Genomic DNA, 16,933 nt, shown 5'->3' on the forward strand with positions numbered 1-16,933 from the left:
TTAGGTGATTAGTGCGGCGACCCTCAACGCTAACTTCACTGCCATCAAAACGGCGGTAGATGCCCTCGAGGCTGCGGTGCCTGGTAAGCAAAACCGCATGAGCGGAAGCTGTGCGGTGGGTCAGTATATACGCTCTATAAACGAGAATGGAACGGTGGTCTGTGGAAATCCTGGTGCGTTTGGTCAGGTTCGTGAAGATGCTTCGCTTCGCGGAGGAGCCCTGAATGTTGCTGCAGTGACCAAAGGTACTGGCGAATACTGCATCACCTTTACCGTTCAACCTTCTCAGGGCCAGCTCGAGGCTGCGCAGGTTACGCTTGCAGGAGATGTAAGCTCGGGTGTGCTGTTTCCAAGGGTCAACAACGGCCAAGGCGGGTTTACACTTTCTTGCCCAAGTGGCGGCCTTCAGGTAGTTCTGACAACTGCTGCCGGAACCAAGACCGATGGGCGGTTCAGCTTCTCGGTTCCTCCGCAATAAATGAAGCCGACCCCAACTTAGCGATAAAAAGGCCGGGGAACCCCCGGCCTTGATGCTTCAAGTTCAGCTAGAACCGGCTGGCTACCTTATCCCAGTTGATTACGTTCCAGATCGCCGCCAGGTAGTCCGGGCGGCGGTTCTGGTACTTGAGGTAGTAGGCATGCTCCCACACGTCAATCCCCAGTAACGGGGTGTGGCCTTCCATGAGGGGAGAGTCCTGGTTAGCGGTGCTGTAGACCAGGAGCTTGCCCGAGCCATCCTTCACCAGCCAGCTCCAGCCCGAGCCAAAACGGGTTAGGCCGGCCTGGGTCATCTTGGCCTTGAGCTCTTCAAAGGAGCCAAAGGTGGCGGCAATGGCTTCGGCCAGCTTACCGCTGGGTTCTTTGGCGCCGCCGGGGGTCAGGATGTCCCAGAACAGGGTGTGGTTGTGGTGGCCGCCGCCGTTGTTGCGCACTGCGGTGCGGATGTCTTCGGGCACCTGGGCGATTTTGGTAAGCAGATCCTCGAGGCTCCAGCTATGCAGCTCGGGGTGTTTCTCCAGGGCCGCATTAAGGTTATTCACGTAGGCTGCGTGGTGCTTGCCATGGTGGATTTCCATGGTCTGGGCGTCAATGTAGGGCTCGAGGGCGTCTTTGGGATAACCGAGGTCGGGTAGTTTGAACGGATAACTCATAGTTGAACCTCCCAGGTGTACTCTACGCCCCGAAGCCTGGGGCATGCTGTAACTGAACTCTCAAAATAAGCACACAACCTTTGTGAGGGTAGCCTTTTTTTGCCGTTGGGGACGGCGGCGAAAAACGGAACCAAAGCCAGCAACCTGCATCCTGCAAGGGTTTAGTTATGCGTCATCTCGAGCGGCACCACCCACTTGTCGAACTCTTCCTCGGTCAGGTAGCCCAGTGCCAGGGCGGCTTCTTTAAGGCTGGTACCTTCTTTGTGGGCCTTCTTGGCAATGGCTGCGGCCTTATCGTAGCCAATATGGCGGTTGAGGGCAGTGACCAGCATCAGGTTTTTCTCGAGGTTTTCCCGGATGCGCGGCAGGTTGGGTTCGATTCCTACGGCGCAGTGGTCGTTGAAAGCGGAACAGGCGTCGCCTAAGAGCTGGATGCTGGTCAGGACGTTGTAAACCATTACCGGCTTGAACACGTTGAGCTGAAAGTTGCCCTGGCTGCCCGCAAAAGCCACCGCTGCATCGTTGCCAAAAACCTGCACACAGACCATGGTCATGGCCTCGCTCTGGGTGGGGTTGACCTTTCCGGGCATAATGGAACTACCGGGCTCGTTTTCGGGGATCACAATCTCGCCAATTCCGTTGCGGGGGCCGGAGGCCAGCCAGCGCACGTCGTTGGCCATCTTCATGAGCGCCCCGGCCAGGGTGCGTAAGGCAGCACTGGTGGTGACCAGGGCATCGTGGGCCGAGAGCGCGGCAAACTTGTTCTTGGCCGAAACAAAGGGGAACCCCGTTTCCCTGGCAAAGTACGAAGCGGCCAGGTCGCCAAACTTGGGGTGGGCGTTGAGCCCGGTGCCCACAGCTGTCCCGCCGATGGCCAGCTCGTACAGGCCCTGTTCGGCGTGGCGAACCTCGCCCAGGCAGTAATCTATCTGAGCTACCCAGCTCCCAATTTCTTGTCCCAGGGTGATGGGGGTGGCGTCCTGCAGGTGGGTGCGCCCTACCTTCACCACATCTTTGTAGGCCTCGGCCTTGGCGGCCAGGGTGTCGCGCAGCTTCTGCACATTGGGGTAAAGTTGGCGGTGCAGCTCCTCCACCACGGCGATATGCATGGCCGTGGGGAAGGTGTCGTTGGAGGACTGACCGCGGTTGACATCGTCGTTGGGGTGAATGGGTTTTTTGGAACCCAGCACGCCACCGGCCAGCTCGATGGCCCGGTTGGAGATAACCTCGTTGGCGTTCATGTTGGTCTGGGTACCCGAGCCGGTCTGGAAGACCACCAGCGGGAAGTGATCGTCAAGCTTACCCGCGATTACCTCGTCGGCGGCCCGCACAATCAGATCGGCTTTCTCTTTAGGTAGCTCGCCCAGATCGGCATTGGCCAGGGCTGCCCCTTTCTTCAGTATGCCCATGGCCCGGATGATGGAGCGGGGCATTTTGAAGCGCTCCTGCCCAATTGGGAAATTCTGCAGCGAACGCTGGGTTTGGGCGCCCCAGTAGCGGCTCTCTTCGACCTGAACTTCACCCATGGTATCGGTTTCGATGCGGTATCCCATAGCGGCTATATTCTATTGGGCTTCTGGGACTCGGGTATAGGGACGGTCTGCCCAAAGCAACCACTGCCCTTGCCCAGAAGCGTTGCATGTGTGCAGACGTGGCCGTACAGCACCTTATATTGAGCAGGGTTGCGGCAGGCTCGAGGTGTGCGGGTCTAAACCGTGATGTTTCCCCGAATCCTCCAGTACACGAAAATGTAGAAGATAATCAGCAAGCCACATACCACCGCACCACCCAAAAATGGGCCGCTGGGACCCAGCCAGTCCCACAAAAAACCACCCACAGCAGGGCCAGTGGCTGCTCCAAGCCCTTCGACCACCATCAGCGAGCCCCAGATGGCCGCGCGGTTTTCGATGGGCAACAGGCGCACCAGAAGCGCATTCCAGCTAGGTACAAAAGTGGCAAAGGCCACGCCACCCAGCAGGCTTAACAGCAGGAAGTAAGGGTAAGAAGGCTGCTGGGCGATAAGCAAGAAGATGGCCGCCAAAGCGCCCAGGCTGGCGATTAGGGGCAACCAGACCCCTTTTCTATCGGGCAAGCGACCAAAAATGCCTGCTCCCAGAAAGACCACCACCGCAGCCAGGCCAATGGCCAGGTAAAGCTGCCACTCGGTGAACTTGAGCTGGGTCAGGGTGAATTTGAGGATGACCAGATTAAAGAGGTTTTGCAAAAAGAGCTGGGCAAAGGCGGTTGGAACGATGATAAGCACTGGCAATAGTTGCTTTAAGCTCAGGCTTTGCTTGGGCAAGGGTTCGCGCACGCCCAGGCTTATAAGACCCAACAGGGTGACCAGCCCCAGCGCCACAAAGAGAAGAGCGGGTGTGCTTTCAGGCAGATTTTTGATGAAGAAGGTTCCCAGAACCCAGCCCAAACCAATCCAGGGCATCACCAGAAACTGGGAATATGCAATGGCCCTGCCTTCTCTTCCCGGAACTGCAATTCGGCTGGCAAAGGATAGATACCCCGGTTGCAAGCCCGAGATACTGATGCCCCACAGCAGCATGCTGGCCAGTAAAAACCAGCCGTTGGGGTGGAGAATTGTTCCGGATAATGCCAGCAGACCCACCAGGCCCGATAGAACACCCACAGCACCAAAGCCGATGCGCTGAACCAAAAACCCGCCGATCCCCCGACTCAAGGCTTCGGTAAGGGAGTGTACGACCCAGGCCAGGCCAACCAAACTTAGGCTGAGGCCCAGTTCATTGGATGAAAAGGGCATGTAGACCCAAAAGAATGCCGAGCGGGTGAACTCTAAAAGCCCCAGCGTGGAAAGCATGGCCAGGAACTGTGGGAAGTTTTGTTTCTGCCAAGGAAGTTTGTCCAGGGCTTTCATTTGGCCCTCCTCAGGTATCTGGGCGCCAGAAGGCCTTGCGCTGTGTGGCCGACCTCGAGCAACCGGCAATTAAGATGTGATGGCGGCTTTGCAGTAAGCAGCCCAACACTCCACGGCGCGGACTCGAGGCAAGCGGGTTTTGCCCTGCGGAAACTCATGCTGCGATTCTAACAGCCCAATTGAAACTCAATGCAGATGAGACGATACTGGAGCGAGCGGCAAAGCTATTTAGATTGGTAAAAATAGTCAGGGTAAAATAAATCTCCATGCAGGAGGCTGGCGATCCGGAGCTGGAAATGGGGTAAAAACGGTTCTCATTGTGGTTCGTTTTTTGACCCGGGGAAGGTGCGAAAGCCCTCGAGCCAGCCTCTCCAGATGGAGGTGCTGCCCTGCAGGCCCTTCTCGCGCAGGCGGGCCAGAAAAACCCCCAGACTGTTCAGCAACCAGTAGGTTTTACCAAGGGGCCCAAAGGCGTCTGAGCGAACCAGCCAGGCCCGGTTGCGGGCCTCGAGAAAAAACATCTCATCCGAAGCGGTAATGGCTGAGCTGTAGGGGTTGCGGGTTTTATGAACTGTAAGGCTGTCTTTAACCAGGTAGCCAACCCCTCGCCGCAGCAGCCGCCCGCTGTACTCGAGGTCATCGTTATACAGAAAATAGGCTGTGGTCGGGAGGGGGTATTCGCGTGCGACACGCAGGTTGACCAGCATGGAAGCATAGGTGCCGAACCGCACGGGCAACAGGCCATGCGGGTGCGCTTTGAGAAAAAGCCCTGGCCTGCGAATATCGGGCCACGGTATACCCATGGGGTGGGTGCGTCCGTCCAGCCAGAGCAAGCGGCTGAGCAGCAGGCTGGGCTCAGGCCCGATGGTACGTGCTTGCTGGAGACCCATTAGCAATTTTTGCAGGCTGTCAGGGTGAGGGTGGGCGTCGTCGTCCAGGAGCCAGACCCAGTCGAAGTCCCGCTGGCATGCCTCGGCCAGACCCGTGTGGAATCCCCCCGCGGCGCCGGTGTTGGCCTTTAGGCGCAGATGCTCAACCTGGCGCTGTGCCAGCAGGGCTGGGGTATCATCGGTTGAGGCGTTGTCGACAACTAAAATATGGTCGGGTGGGCGAACTTGCGAGGCCAGCAAGTCCAGACACTCGGCCAGTAGCGGCTTGCGGTTGTGGGTTACGACCAGGGCCAGCACTTTTTCGTTCATAGCGCGGATTGGATTTCTGTTGCGATTCTGGACAGAGCCCCAGGCGGCCCATTGCGCTCGAGGCCATCCCGGCGGGCTTCCTCACGGGCTACGGGGTCATCAACAAACTGCCGAACAGCGCCCGCTACCACCTGGGGACTCGCTTCAACCAGGCGCATGGCTTTACCCAGCAAGCGGCTTTGCCTGAGGGCGTTGGGGTAGATGTACTGGGGGCCTGGGGTGGGGAAGGACACAACTGGGATTCCCATGCCGGCGGCCTGTTCGTTGGCGGTTCCGGCAGTACCAATAGCCACATAGCCCGTGTGCAGTATAGCCGAGAAGGCCCCCCGCAATAGCCATACCCGCTGCGTGTCTTTGCGGGCAATGGCGGTCTGTTCATCTTCGATTTCGAGCTCCCAACCCTCGGCCAGCGGTACCTCGGAAAAGTCGGCGGCCCAGGCCACCAGGGGCTGCAACTCGGGCAGCAGCGCTGAACTTTGCAGCATCAGGGGTAGGCTGAAGCGCACATCGGCCCGTGTGCCAGGCAGCAGCACCAGCACCTTGCGCCCGTCCAGCAGCCCGCTCAGGTTGCGTTCGGGGGGGCCCAGGGTGTCCATGGCCATGCTGCCCACAAAGCGGGCCTTGTGCATGCCGATCTGGTGCGCCCGTTGCTCACTTGGCTTGTCCCGCACGTAAACCGCCCGCACAAAGCGATGCATCCAGCGCTCGTAGAACAGGTAGTCCTCAGCGCCGAACTGGTTGGGCTGGCGCAGCCGCTCCCAGACGCTTCGCCCCGCCCAGTAGTAGTGCGAAATTTGGGGCTGAAGGTGAAAAAGGGGCAGCTGTCCCCAGTTTGAGGCCAGCACCCCCACCGCCAGGGCGTAGGCATCGCCCACTGCCGCTACGGCCCGCACCTCACGCCGAGCGAGCTGAGCAGCGCGAATCTGCAAGAAAATTTCCTGCACAAACCCTGCCCGTAGGTCGGCCAGCAGGTTCTCCAGGCTGTTGAAAGGAAACCCCCCTGAGGGCATCTGTTTGCGTGGCCCCAGGATGCGCTCTACGCGGCCTTCGTAGCGCTTGCCCGGGCCTACCAGCGGCAGTGCGGCCAGGCGCAGGCCCTCGAGCTGCTGGCAGAGCGTGGCCCCAATCAGGTCTTCGGCGTTGCCGCCCGAGATGATGAGCACGTCGGTCATATGGCTACCACGGCAGACTTCAGGGCTTCTTCCAGGGCCAGCTCAACTGCTTGCGCCTGAAGCCCTAAGGGCAGGTAGGCCTGGGGCTTTTGCAGGGCCAGGGTTTCGTCCGGGGGCAGGTGGATAAAACCCACCGGTACTTCCACAGGCAGCCAGGATAAGGCCAGGTACATCACCTGATTGCACAGGTAAAGCCCAGCGCTATTGCTAATGACCCCCGGGATTCCGGCCTGGGCCCAGCGCTCTTTTATGGCCTGCAAAGGCAGCCGGGTAGCCAGCGCCAAAGGGGCCCCGGGCAGGATGGGGGTTTCCTGCAGACGCAGGCCTGCGTTGTCGGGCAGGTCAAAGTCGAGCAGGTTTACTGCCAGGCGCTCGAGCGAAAGCAAGGCCCGCCCCATTGCCAGCCCCAGGTGCAGGGCAACCACGGGCTGATGCGCTTTGTATAGCCGCTGCAACTCGACCGGGGCCCGCTGGGTGTCAACCGGTAGGGTGGCCCGGATGAGCCGGGCCTTACCTAAGGTCTCGGGTAAATGTGCCAGGAGGGCACTGCTGGGGTTATGTGACAGCCCGGCAAAGGGCTCAAAGCCGGTGACCAGAACCTTCACTGCGTTAGTGTAACAAAACCTTATGTGAGCCTCCAGCCTGGGAGTAAACTAACTTGCTCCCCCAGCTTCTTCTGGTGGAGGGTTTTTTGGCGATGGGCGCACAGCTTGTTTTTTGTCGTTTGACGTGGCAGAACAAGCCACCGCAAGCAAACCAACACTTATGAATCTGATTGCAGAAACCATCCTGAACCACCACTTGCCAAGCCTGCCCCAGGTGGCCCGGGCGCTGCTTTTCGCCCAGAGCGCTGGCCCCCGGGTGTTGCTCTGTCCAGCAGAGCGGCTGCCCCAGTATGCCGACCTGGCCGCGCTGGGTGTGACGACCTACTTGAACCCGGGCCTCGAGGCCTTTGGGCAGGCCCAGGCCGTGGTGATGAGCTACGAGGAAGCCCTGGCCCCTTTTCCCGAGCAGCCCGAGCAGTGGCGACTGGTGCTTACGCCAGGCCAGCAGTACTTTCGCGACCAGCTTTTAGAGCTGCTGACCCGCATGGGCTATGTCCGAGGGGAAGACTACGCGGTGCGGGGGGACCTGCTCGAGCTCGACGAGCTTCGCTTGGAGTTTTTTGGCGATGTGCTGGAAGCAATTTGGTTTCAGGGTGTATCACAGCTTCGCTATGTGCTCACCGCCAAAGCTGGAAAGGCCGAGACCTGGACCTCCCATAAAATCCTGCATTTTCCGGGGGCTGTTTTCCTCGATACCCCCTCGCTGGCCCCGGCTGAACTCTGGCCCCTGCTTGCCGGGCGGGCCAGGGTGAGCTTTGGTCTGGGTGGCCCAGAGCTGCCGCCGTTGCACCTGCCCTTCCAGCCCCTGCCGCCTTACCGGGCCCGCATCTCGCAGTTTGTGGAAGACGTGCAGGCCTGGCTGGCCCAGGGCTATGCGGCGGTTTTCTTTTACCGCCACGCCAAAAGCCGCAGCTACCTGTTGCAAAAGCTCGAGGCGTCCTCACTCGGCCACAAGTCCTTGCGCTCTACCCCAACCCTGGCCCCCCAGCCTACCACCCTGAACCTGGTTCCAGCGCCCTTTGAAGGGGCATTTTTGGATACCGAAGGCCGCACGGTATACCTCAGCGAGGCTCATCTGTACGCATTTGGTGGGGCCGAGGTGCTGCGCAACCGAAAACTCTTGCTGGGTGAGGCCGACCCGGGGGCCCTGGCGGTGGGCGATTACCTGATTCATCCCGAGCACGGCATTGGCCAGTATCTGGGGCTGGAGACCCGCGAAGTGTTGGGCGCGAAGCGCGACTACCTGGTGTTGCGCTATGCCGGCGAGGCCCGCATGTACCTGCCGGTCGAGCAGCTTCCTCTCCTAAAGCGCCACCCCGGCACCACCGACGACCCCCCCACGCTTTCCTCGCTGGGCAAGGGCGAGTGGAGGAGAAGCCGCGAAAAAGCCGCTAAAGATGCCGAAGAGCTGGCACAGCGTCTGCTGGTGCTGCACGCCAGGCGCGAAGCCACACCGGGTCGGGCTTTTGGGCCGCTGCCGGATTGGGATGTGCTCATTGAGCAGAACTTTCCTTTTGCCTTGACCCCCGACCAGCAGAAGGCCCTCGAGGATACCCTGCGCGACCTCGAGGCTCCCCGCCCGATGGAGCGCCTCATCTCAGGCGATGTGGGTTTTGGCAAGACCGAGGTGGCCCTCCGTGCTGCTTTTCGGGTGGTGGGGCATGGGGCTCAGGTAGCGGTTCTGGTGCCCACCACACTACTGGCCGAACAACACAAAGAAACCTTTCAGAAGCGCTTGGCGGGTCTGCCGGTGCGCGTAGCGGCGCTCTCGCGCTTTACCTCCGAGCGGGAGGCGAGGGAGATCCTGGGAGGGTTGGAACGGGGCAGCGTAGACATCGTAATAGGCACCCACCGCCTGCTCTCCAGCGACGTGCGCTTCAAGAACCTGGGCCTTCTGGTGGTGGATGAGGAGCACCGCTTTGGGGTGGGCCAGAAGGAACGCATCCGCGAGCTAAAAGAGGCTGTTGACACGCTTTACCTTTCTGCGACCCCCATCCCCCGTAGCCTTTACAGCGCCCTGGTGGGTTTGCGGGACCTCTCGAGCATCCAGACCCCGCCCCCCGGGCGCAAGCCCATCCGAACCCTGCTGGCCCCCTACGACCCGGCCCTGGTGCGGCAGGGCATTATGGATGAGCTCGAGCGCGGCGGAAAGGCCTTTTACGTCCACGACCGGGTGGCTACCATCCTGGCCCGACGTAAATACCTGGAAGCCCTGGTGCCCGAGGCCCGCTTTGGGGTGGTGCACGGGCAGATGCAGGAGGCCGAGGTGGAGGAGACCATGCTGGCCTTTGCCGAGGGGGCCTTTGATGTGCTGCTGGCCACCACCATCATCGAGTCCGGCCTGGACATTCCCGAGGCCAACACCATCCTGGTTGAGCGAGCCGATAAACTGGGCCTGGCCGCGCTCTACCAGCTTCGGGGCCGGGTGGGTCGGCGCGATCAGGAGGCCTGGGCCTACCTTTTTCACCCCCTGCGGCTGACCGAAGGCGCCGAGCGCCGCCTGGCTGCCATTGCCGACCTATCGGACCTTGGCTCAGGCCACCTGCTGGCCGAGAAGGACATGGAAATACGGGGCGTGGGCAACCTGCTGGGCCCCGAGCAGCACGGCCATATCCGTGCGGTAAGCCTGGAAATCTATACCGAACTGTTGTCCGAGGCCATCCGCAAGCTCAAAGGCGAGCAAGCCGAACCCGAACGCCACGTAACCCTCGACCTGCAACTCTCGGCCCGCCTGACCCCGGAATACATTCCCAGCCCTGCTGCTCGCAGCCGCTACTACGGTCGTCTGGCCGAATGCAAAAACCTGGCCCAGCTCTCCCGCTTGGCTAAAGAACTCAAAGAGCGCTACGGCCCGGCCCCTCAGGAGGTGGAAAACTTTTTGTCCCTGACCCGCCTGCGCTTGCTGGCCGAGGGGCGGGGAGTGATATCGATTACCGAAGACCTGATGTATCTGCAACTGGCCTTTGGCAAGCCAAGCCTGGACTACGATGCCAAAGCCATGCGGGCCCTGCCCTTCCGTGTCGAGACCACCCAGTATCCCCCCGGCTTCCGCATTGCAAAAAAAGGTCTGCGGGCCGAGGAGTATATTCAGGCCCTTAGCGATGTGCTGTACCTGGTGGGCTGAGCAGAACTCCGACTCTGCCGCCAGGTGGGCGCCCCAGCGAAAAGAACAAGTCAAAGACAGTTCTGATCGCACTGCTCACAGACGTTGCCTCCCGGATGGGAGGCAACTGCGCTGGGTAGGACAAAGCAGTCAGGTTGTGGGTGGCCCAATATTTGTGAAAAGCGCTCTGTTACACCTTCCAAACCGCCAGCACGCTGGGGTCGATGGGGGCGATCCGGTGGGGACTCTGGAGATGGGCTGCCTCGCCCTTGCGCAGGTGGAGGTAGCTGTGGTCGGGAAGGTCAACGATCACCTCACCCTCGAGCACAATGTACAGGCGTGGCTCCTGAACCTGTTCCGGCTGGGTTAGCAGGTAGGTAAAAAAACCCTCCAGGCCAGGGAAATGGGCCTGTCCCTGACGCTTGGCAAGCCGCACGAGGTGAAGTTTCATACCGAAGGCGACCCGCTATGCTCCGACTGCTTCCTTGCGGGATTTGCCGTACTCCATCCGTAGTTTGAACATGGCCTGGCGGAAGAGCTTGAGCACAGCCTCTTCGGGCTGGTTGAGGGCTTTAGCCACCTCTGACACAGCTTTTTGCTGGCCCTGGGTGCGCCTTGCCACCTCGGCCTGCTGGGGGGTCAGGCCCACCTGGGCGATGAAGGGCTCGAGGTCGGCCCAGGTTGCGCTTTTCTCGCTTTGTTTGGCTTTTGCGGTTTTGCGCTTGGTCTTGCTTGGCGATTTGTCCTGCTCGCCCCCAGCTTTGTGTCTTCCGTACTCCATCCGTAGCTTGAACATGGCCTGGCGGAAGAGCTTGAGCACAGCCTCTTCGGGCTGGTTGAGGGCTTTAGCCACCTCTGGCACAGCTTTTTGCTGGCCCTGGGTGCGCCTTGCCACCTCGGCCTGCTGGGGGGTCAGGCCCACCTGGGCCATGAAGGGCTCGAGGTCGGCCCAGGTAGCACCCGAGCTGGAGGTACTTTTGCCTTTGGCCTTGCTTTTGCCCTCGCTGCGACGCTGGTTGAGGGCCTGCAGGTCGGGCCCGCCGTAGCGAGAGCAGCCGGGGTTGGAACAGGCCCGTTTGCCGGAACGACCCTTGGCTACTTCATTCCAGCCACACAGGGGGCACTTTTCAGGTACCAGTGGGTCGAAGGACAGGAAGTCGCAGGTCTGGTTGTTGCAGCGGTAGTAGGGTTTGCCCCGCTTGCTGGTTTTTTGCACCACCTCGCCAGCGTGACACCTGGGGCATTCGATTCCGGTAGAAGGGGCTTCGTCGCGGGTGTACTTGCACAGGGGGTAGCGGTTGCAGCTAATGAAGCTGCCATAGCGTCCGTGCCGCCGCACCAGCTGGCCCTCCTGGCAGGCCGGGCAGGCTTCGCCGATTGGCTCAGGTTCTTTTTTCTGCTCGAGCCGCTCGGTATATTTGCACTCAGGGTAGCCGGTGCAACCCAGAAACTGCCCGAACCTGGAAACCTTTAGCTCCATGGGCCGCCCGCACCGGGGACACGTTTTTTGGGGAAGCCTGGCAAAGTCCTTGAGGAAAGGTTCGTAAAACTCTCGCACAACCCTGGGCCAGGCCGCCTTGCCTTCTTCTATTTCGTCGAGGCGGGACTCGAGCTGGGCAGTAAAGTCGTAGGCCACCACATCGGGGAAGGTCTTGACCAGATACCCGGTCACTTCGCGGCCCAGTGGGGTGGGCTTTAGCGATTTGCCAGCCCGCTCCAGATAACCCCGGCGCTCGAGGGTGTCAATGGTGGGGGCGTAGGTGGAGGGTCGTCCGATGCCCATCTCCTCGAGGGTCTTTACCAGGCTGGCATCGGTATAGCGTGGGGGCGGCTCGGTAAAGTGCTGTTCGGGCGTAACCTTCAGCAGCCTGGCCGCAGCATTCTCTCGCAGGGGGGGTAGCTGGTTCTCGGCATCGTCGCCCTCTTCGCGCCCATACACCCGTAAGTAGCCATCGAACTTCAGCACCGAGCCCACCGCCCGGAAGACCATTTCACCGCCACTGATGTTCACGGTGGTCTGGTCGAAGACGGCGGGGGTCATCTGGGAGGCCACAAAACGCTGCCAGATAAGCTGATAAAGCCTGTACTCCTCGTCGCTCAGATGTTTGCGCAGGGCCTCGGGGGTGCGCAGGGTGGAAGTTGGGCGGATGGCCTCGTGGGCATCCTGGGCATTGGCGGCTTTTTTGCCGGTAAAAAAGTTGGGTTTCTCCGGCAGGTAAGCAGGGCCAAAGTGGCTCGGAATAAACTCACGCACTTCGGCCAGGGCCTCCTGCGAGACCCTGGTGGAGTCGGTTCGCATGTAGGTGATGAGGCCCACTGCACCTTCGGGTAGATCTACCCCCTCGTAGAGCTTCTGGGCAATTCGCATGGTGCGACTGGCGGTCCAGCCCAGGCGGCTGCTGGCCGCCTGTTGCAGGGTAGAGGTGATGAAAGGTGGGGGGGCGTTGCGGCGTCGTTCGCGGCGCTCGATGCTGCCGATACGGTAGTTTTGTATGCCTTCCGCCCGGCGGGTGATGTCTTTGGCCTGGCCCTCACTGGTAATGAGAAACCTCTCGCTGGTCTGAACCCGCTCCTGGCCCACACTATAGAGCATGGCCCTGAACTGCTGGCCCTCCGACTCAAACTGCCCCTCAACCGTCCAGTATTCCTGTGGAACAAAAGCCTCGATCTCTTGCTCGCGCTCTACCAGAAGCCGGAGCGCAACCGACTGTACCCGGCCTGCCGATAGCGCCCTGCGCCGAAACTCCATGCTGAGTACCGGCGAAAGTTGGTAGCCCACCAGCCGATCCAGCACCCTTCGGGCTTGCTGGGCGTCCACCAGGCTCTGGTCTATGGGACGTGGTTTCTGCACGGCCGCACGCACCACCTTGGGGGTGATCTCGTGAAACTCCACCCGCAGGGGGGTTTGTGGGTTGAGCCCCAGCAGGCGGGCCACATGCCAGCCAATGGCCTCGCCTTCACGGTCGGGGTCGGTGGCTATCAGTACCCGTTTTCCCTTAGCAGCCCGCTTGAGCTCATTCACCACGGGCTGCTTGTCTTTTTTGACTTCATACTGCGGTGCAAAGTCGGCCTGGGTGTCCACGCCCAGTTCGCGTTCGGGCAGGTCGGCCACATGACCCCTGCTGGCCCGCACCTCGTACCCGGCACCCAGCATTTTTTGAATGCTTTTTGCCTTGGCAGGAGATTCCACTACAATTAAGGTTGAATCCGGCATACGGCTAAGTATATGGACGAGGCGCGGGTGGTTTGTCAAGGGCGTACCTGACACAAGGCCTCGAGCCCACTATAAAAAAGCAAGTGCTAAACGGGTTTTTTTGACAAACCCACCCACCCTGGCAGCCGAAGGGCATAAACTGTGAGAAAAGTCTGAGGTATTTCCGGGGCTACGCCAAATAACGCGCTGGCTTACGCCGTGCGTGGGGCAATTTCGGCTATCTTATGGCACCCTTCACAGGTGTGGCCTCCCATGTGCTGTGCAGGACAAAGCAATCAAGCTGTGAGCAGCTCAATATCTGTGAAGGGCGCTCTAAACAGCAACTGTTCAGCTAAACCCGGCATTATTGGCGAGGAGGGGAGAACCCAGGGTGGCTTTTGGGCAGGAGTCCGCGCTCGAAAGCGGCCTGGCTGAGTTCTTCGCGGAAGTTGGGGTGGGCAATGCCGATGAGGGCCTGGGCCCGCTCGCGCAGGCTCTTGCCGAAGAGTTCGGCCACGCCATATTCGGTTACCACGTAGTGCACATCGGCCCGGGTGGTCACAACGCCGGCGCCGGTTTTGAGCAGGGAGACAATGCGGCTAAATGCGCCGTTCTTGCCGCTGCTGGGCAGGGCGATGATGGGTTTTCCGCCGTTGCTGGCCGCGGCCCCGCGGATAAAGTCGAGCTGGCCACCAAAGCCCGAATAGATTCGAGTCCCGATTGAGTCGGCACAGACCTGGCCGGTGAGGTCTACCTCGAGGGCCGAGTTGATGGCGATCATGTTGTCGTTGCGGGCCACGTTGAAGGGGTTGTTGACCCAGTCGGCGGGCCGCATCTCGAAGAGGGGGTTGTTGTGCACAAACCGATACAGCCGCTCGGAGCCCAGTACAAACGTGCCCACTACCTTGCCGGGCAGCAGGGTCTTGCGCTGGCCGGTCACGATGCCTCTTTCCAGAGCTTCCATCACCCCATCAGAAACCATTTCGGTGTGAATGCCCAGGTCTTGGCGCCCGGTCAGGTTGGCCAGAACTGCATCGGGGATAGCCCCAATGCCCAGCTGCAAAGTGCATCCGTCGTCGATGAGATCGGCCACGTACTTACCAATTTTGGCCTCTACCTCTCCATACTTGTCCCGGGGCAGTATTGGTAGTGGAAAATCTATTTCCACGAAGGCTGCAAACTTGGAAACATGCACGAAGGTGTCGCCCAGGGTACGCGGCATCTGGGGGTTGACCAGGGCGATAACCCGCCGGGCGGTCTCTACTGCGGCCTTGGTTGCAATAACCTCCACACCCAGACTGACAAAGCCGAACTCATCAGGGGGTGAAACCTGCACCAGGGCATAGTCCAGGGGCAGCACACCGCGCTTAAACAACCAGGGCACCTGGTGGAGGGAAATGGGTACGTAATCGGCCCGACCCGAGTTGACCGCCTCACGGTCGGCAGGGCCCACAAACAAGGAGCGTCTGCGGAAATGCCCCTCCATCTCGGGGGCCAGGAAGGGGTCGGAGCCAAGCTGTAGCGCGTGAACCAGCTCGACGCCCTCCAGCTCATTTCTGCGCTGGGCCAGGGCCTCCAGAAGGGGTGTGGGTGTAGCAGCGTTGCCCGAAACGAAAACCCTCGAGTGGCTTTTGATCATGCCCGCAGCCACTTCCAGGCTGGCCAGCTTGCTCTGGTAGACCTTTTCTGCCTCGCTGCGCCCAAGGGCTTTTCCGGTACGTGAAATCGCTTCCATAGCTTTCATACTAACGCGGCGCAATCAGGACAGATGCCCGTAAGCGCTGGCAGAAAAAAGTGCTGGATGCCATAAAAACGACGAAAAGGCCCCGTTGCTTCTAGCCAGGGAAGTGGGCTGAAGGAGGCTCCCACCCGTAGCACCCAAGCCTAACAGGCTCTGTGCTGGCCGTGGAAGCGCTTCGGGTGGGCTGCATATAACGCAAATATAACGCTATGGCCGCTACCCTGGCGACATGAAAGGGGGCGTTGTGCGCCCAAAGGCGGTGACTTTAATTGTTCGCATGTGGCGAGGTCCCGATGGCGCCGTCAAAGCCTCGATTAGGTCTGCCGAGGGTGGGCCAACCCGCTACTTCCCCAACCTCGAGGCGCTGGTGCATTACCTCGAGCAGGCCCAGGAAAAAATCGAAGAGACCCCCCTGCCGTCCCAGGGCTTGCGCTAGTTACTGGGTTTAGGTGGAACAGCGCTGGTTTCGATTAACTGCCTGGCCCGGTTGTTGGGCAAAATAAAACCAGCCGACACCACGTACTTGAGGGCTTCCTCAATGCTAATATCCAGAGGAATGACGTCCGCAGTTGGCACAATAATGGCCATTCCGGAGGCCGGAACCGGGCTGGTGGGTACCAGTACCACCGTGTAGCCTTCGGGCAGCGGGGATAGGCTCTTGCCAACCTGGGGGGTGGCGATAAAACACAGGATGTACAGGCCTTTGCGGGGATACTCAATAAGCGCAGCACGCTGAAACTGCACCTCGGGCTGGCCCAGCAGGGTGTGCGCGATTTGCTGCACAGCATTGTAGACCTCACGCACCAGGGGGATGGTTTTGATGCTGCGGTCAATGGCCCCCAAAATTAGCCGCCCTACGTAGTTATTAGCCAGTGCACCGACCAGAACCACCAGGCCAAGGGTGGCCAGGATACCTAAAATAGGCATAAACGGTAAAAGCCAGCGCGAAGGTTCAGCGTCTATGGCCCGCAGGATGCTTCCGATGATGTTGTTCGACCAATTGTATACCCACCACAGAAAGTACAGCGTTACCGCAATGGGCAGCGTGGACAACAATCCGGTCAGGAAGTAGCGGCGGAGTCGAGCAGCCATATATCTCTAGAGTGTACCGATCCGGGTGGCTTTGAAAAGAGATTTGCCTGACCGAGGCCCCGGTCAGCGCTTTTTGCTTGCACATTGCTACACTAAGAGCCTGTGAGTGCTTTTGCGGACTGGCTGTTTGTGGTGGTGTGGGCAGTGGCGCTGGTTGCTACTTTTATTCCGGTGGTGCCGGCTGGGTTTGTTATCGTTGGGATGGCTTTCCTGCACGAGTTGCTGGTGGGGTTCAGCGAAATTTCCCTCCCCATCTGGATTGCCCTGGCGGTCTTGACCGTGCTGTCGTCGCTGGTAGATAACATCGCAGGGGCATTGGGTGCCAGGCACTTTGGTGGCAGCCGTCAGGGGGTGTGGGGGGCTTTTTTGGGGGGCATTCTGGGTATTTTTGTTCTGCCTCCGCTGGGCCTGTTCCTGATGCCATTTGTCGGGGCTTATGTGGGGGAACTTGTGGCGGGGCGTTCGGCAGAGAATGCGCTGCGGGGGGCCTGGGGGGCTGTGCTGGGGTTGTTGGGAGGTTTGGCGGGCAAGTTTCTGATTCACTTGCTGATGGGCATTCTGGTAATTCAGGCCATTTTCTAGAGTGTGCTAAGAAGCCGATCGTAAACCATCAAGAACTTTCGGTAATAACAGAATCGAGAAGGCCAGCCAGTGAAAACCCTTTAGCATTTCGGTAAGTCGCTCGTAGTCACGCGCCAGCCGGCGAAAACGAGCCATCCAGGCAAAGCTACGCTCAACTACCCAACGCCGGGGAAGCAACACGAAACCCTTCTTGGCCTCTTCTAGTTTG

15 protein-coding genes are annotated in these 16,933 nt (G+C 60.0%); 4 read left to right on the plus strand and 11 right to left on the minus strand.

The annotated features are described in order from the left end of the window. Positions 1-4: 4 nt before the first annotated feature. Complete coding sequence (locus ABWU19_RS08385; protein WP_435901254.1) at positions 5-478, plus strand: hypothetical protein; 474 nt, start codon at positions 5-7, stop codon at positions 476-478. A gap of 67 nt (positions 479-545) precedes the next feature. On the opposite strand, the gene ABWU19_RS08390 is transcribed toward ABWU19_RS08385, so the two are convergent. The 6 genes from ABWU19_RS08390 to ABWU19_RS08415 all read right to left on the minus strand — a co-directional run bounded on the left by ABWU19_RS08390 (position 546) and on the right by ABWU19_RS08415 (position 7,014). Then, positions 546-1,151: a superoxide dismutase gene (locus tag ABWU19_RS08390; RefSeq protein WP_435901255.1), complete on the minus strand. Its 606-nt coding sequence runs from the start codon at positions 1,149-1,151 to the stop codon at positions 546-548. A gap of 161 nt (positions 1,152-1,312) precedes the next feature. Beyond that, positions 1,313-2,704: a class II fumarate hydratase gene (fumC, locus tag ABWU19_RS08395; protein ID WP_435901256.1), complete on the minus strand. Its 1,392-nt coding sequence runs from the start codon at positions 2,702-2,704 to the stop codon at positions 1,313-1,315. 155 nt (positions 2,705-2,859) lie between these two features. Continuing rightward, positions 2,860-4,038 (minus strand): MFS transporter, encoded by a 1,179-nt coding sequence (locus ABWU19_RS08400; RefSeq protein ID WP_435901257.1) that lies wholly within the window; start codon positions 4,036-4,038, stop codon positions 2,860-2,862. 314 nt (positions 4,039-4,352) lie between these two features. Continuing rightward, the gene (locus tag ABWU19_RS08405; protein WP_435901258.1) at positions 4,353-5,237 is read right to left on the minus strand and encodes a glycosyltransferase; all 885 of its coding nucleotides are present in this window, start codon (positions 5,235-5,237) and stop codon (positions 4,353-4,355) included. After that, entirely contained in the window at positions 5,234-6,409 is a 1,176-nt protein-coding gene (locus ABWU19_RS08410) for a lipid-A-disaccharide synthase-related protein (protein ID WP_435901259.1), read from the minus strand. Before ABWU19_RS08410 ends, ABWU19_RS08405 begins: the two co-directional genes overlap by 4 nt. Then, positions 6,406-7,014, minus strand: coding sequence for a pyroglutamyl-peptidase I (locus ABWU19_RS08415; RefSeq protein ID WP_435901260.1), 609 nt, complete (start codon positions 7,012-7,014; stop codon positions 6,406-6,408). The genes ABWU19_RS08410 and ABWU19_RS08415 overlap by 4 nt, the downstream gene beginning before the upstream one ends. A 160-nt stretch (positions 7,015-7,174) precedes the next feature. Here ABWU19_RS08415 and mfd point away from each other — a divergent pair, with 160 nt between their 5' ends. Next, positions 7,175-10,138, plus strand: a complete 2,964-nt coding sequence (mfd, locus tag ABWU19_RS08420) for a transcription-repair coupling factor (protein ID WP_435901261.1) — start codon at positions 7,175-7,177, stop codon at positions 10,136-10,138. A gap of 169 nt (positions 10,139-10,307) precedes the next feature. Here the strand turns inward: mfd and ABWU19_RS08425 are convergent, their stop codons facing one another. From ABWU19_RS08425 to ABWU19_RS08435, 3 genes are all read right to left on the minus strand, one after another. Beyond that, entirely contained in the window at positions 10,308-10,568 is a 261-nt protein-coding gene (locus ABWU19_RS08425) for a hypothetical protein (protein WP_435901262.1), read from the minus strand. Between the two features lie 15 nt (positions 10,569-10,583). Continuing rightward, positions 10,584-13,331 (minus strand): type I DNA topoisomerase, encoded by a 2,748-nt coding sequence (gene topA, locus ABWU19_RS08430; protein WP_435901263.1) that lies wholly within the window; start codon positions 13,329-13,331, stop codon positions 10,584-10,586. A gap of 343 nt (positions 13,332-13,674) precedes the next feature. Then, positions 13,675-15,045: an acetyl-CoA hydrolase/transferase family protein gene (locus ABWU19_RS08435; protein WP_435901264.1), complete on the minus strand. Its 1,371-nt coding sequence runs from the start codon at positions 15,043-15,045 to the stop codon at positions 13,675-13,677. 283 nt (positions 15,046-15,328) lie between these two features. Between ABWU19_RS08435 and ABWU19_RS08440 the strand changes: the two genes are divergently transcribed. Then, positions 15,329-15,487 carry a hypothetical protein gene (locus ABWU19_RS08440; RefSeq protein ID WP_435901265.1) on the plus strand — a complete coding sequence of 53 codons (159 nt, stop codon included), beginning with the start codon at positions 15,329-15,331 and terminating at the stop codon, positions 15,485-15,487. Here ABWU19_RS08440 and ABWU19_RS08445 read toward each other — a convergent pair. Continuing rightward, positions 15,484-16,143 (minus strand): DUF502 domain-containing protein, encoded by a 660-nt coding sequence (locus tag ABWU19_RS08445; protein ID WP_435901266.1) that lies wholly within the window; start codon positions 16,141-16,143, stop codon positions 15,484-15,486. The two genes, ABWU19_RS08440 and ABWU19_RS08445, sit on opposite strands and share 4 nt — an antisense overlap. A 102-nt stretch (positions 16,144-16,245) precedes the next feature. On the opposite strand from ABWU19_RS08445, the gene ABWU19_RS08450 reads away from it, so the two are divergent. Beyond that, positions 16,246-16,725: a DUF456 domain-containing protein gene (locus tag ABWU19_RS08450; protein ID WP_435901267.1), complete on the plus strand. Its 480-nt coding sequence runs from the start codon at positions 16,246-16,248 to the stop codon at positions 16,723-16,725. A gap of 6 nt (positions 16,726-16,731) precedes the next feature. On the opposite strand, the gene ABWU19_RS08455 is transcribed toward ABWU19_RS08450, so the two are convergent. Beyond that, a partial coding sequence (locus ABWU19_RS08455) for a transposase (RefSeq protein WP_435901268.1) occupies positions 16,732-16,933 on the minus strand: 202 nt, incomplete at its 5' end.

The organism is Meiothermus cerbereus (assembly GCF_051297115.1).
In the GTDB taxonomy this organism is placed as follows: Bacteria; Deinococcota; Deinococci; order Deinococcales; family Thermaceae; genus Meiothermus; species Meiothermus cerbereus_A.

Coding starts and splice junctions, on each gene's coding strand:
- fumC (WP_435901256.1), bottom strand. CDS start 2,704: ATGGGATACCGCATCGAAACCGATACCATGGGTGAAGTTCAGGTCGAA.
- ABWU19_RS08405 (WP_435901258.1), bottom strand. CDS start 5,237: ATGAACGAAAAAGTGCTGGCCCTGGTCGTAACCCACAACCGCAAGCCG.
- ABWU19_RS08400 (WP_435901257.1), bottom strand. CDS start 4,038: ATGAAAGCCCTGGACAAACTTCCTTGGCAGAAACAAAACTTCCCACAG.
- ABWU19_RS08445 (WP_435901266.1), bottom strand. CDS start 16,143: ATGGCTGCTCGACTCCGCCGCTACTTCCTGACCGGATTGTTGTCCACG.
- topA (WP_435901263.1), bottom strand. CDS start 13,331: ATGCCGGATTCAACCTTAATTGTAGTGGAATCTCCTGCCAAGGCAAAA.
- ABWU19_RS08435 (WP_435901264.1), bottom strand. CDS start 15,045: ATGGAAGCGATTTCACGTACCGGAAAAGCCCTTGGGCGCAGCGAGGCA.
- ABWU19_RS08390 (WP_435901255.1), bottom strand. CDS start 1,151: ATGAGTTATCCGTTCAAACTACCCGACCTCGGTTATCCCAAAGACGCC.
- ABWU19_RS08440 (WP_435901265.1), top strand. CDS start 15,329: ATGTGGCGAGGTCCCGATGGCGCCGTCAAAGCCTCGATTAGGTCTGCC.
- ABWU19_RS08410 (WP_435901259.1), bottom strand. CDS start 6,409: ATGACCGACGTGCTCATCATCTCGGGCGGCAACGCCGAAGACCTGATT.
- ABWU19_RS08425 (WP_435901262.1), bottom strand. CDS start 10,568: ATGAAACTTCACCTCGTGCGGCTTGCCAAGCGTCAGGGACAGGCCCAT.
- mfd (WP_435901261.1), top strand. CDS start 7,175: ATGAATCTGATTGCAGAAACCATCCTGAACCACCACTTGCCAAGCCTG.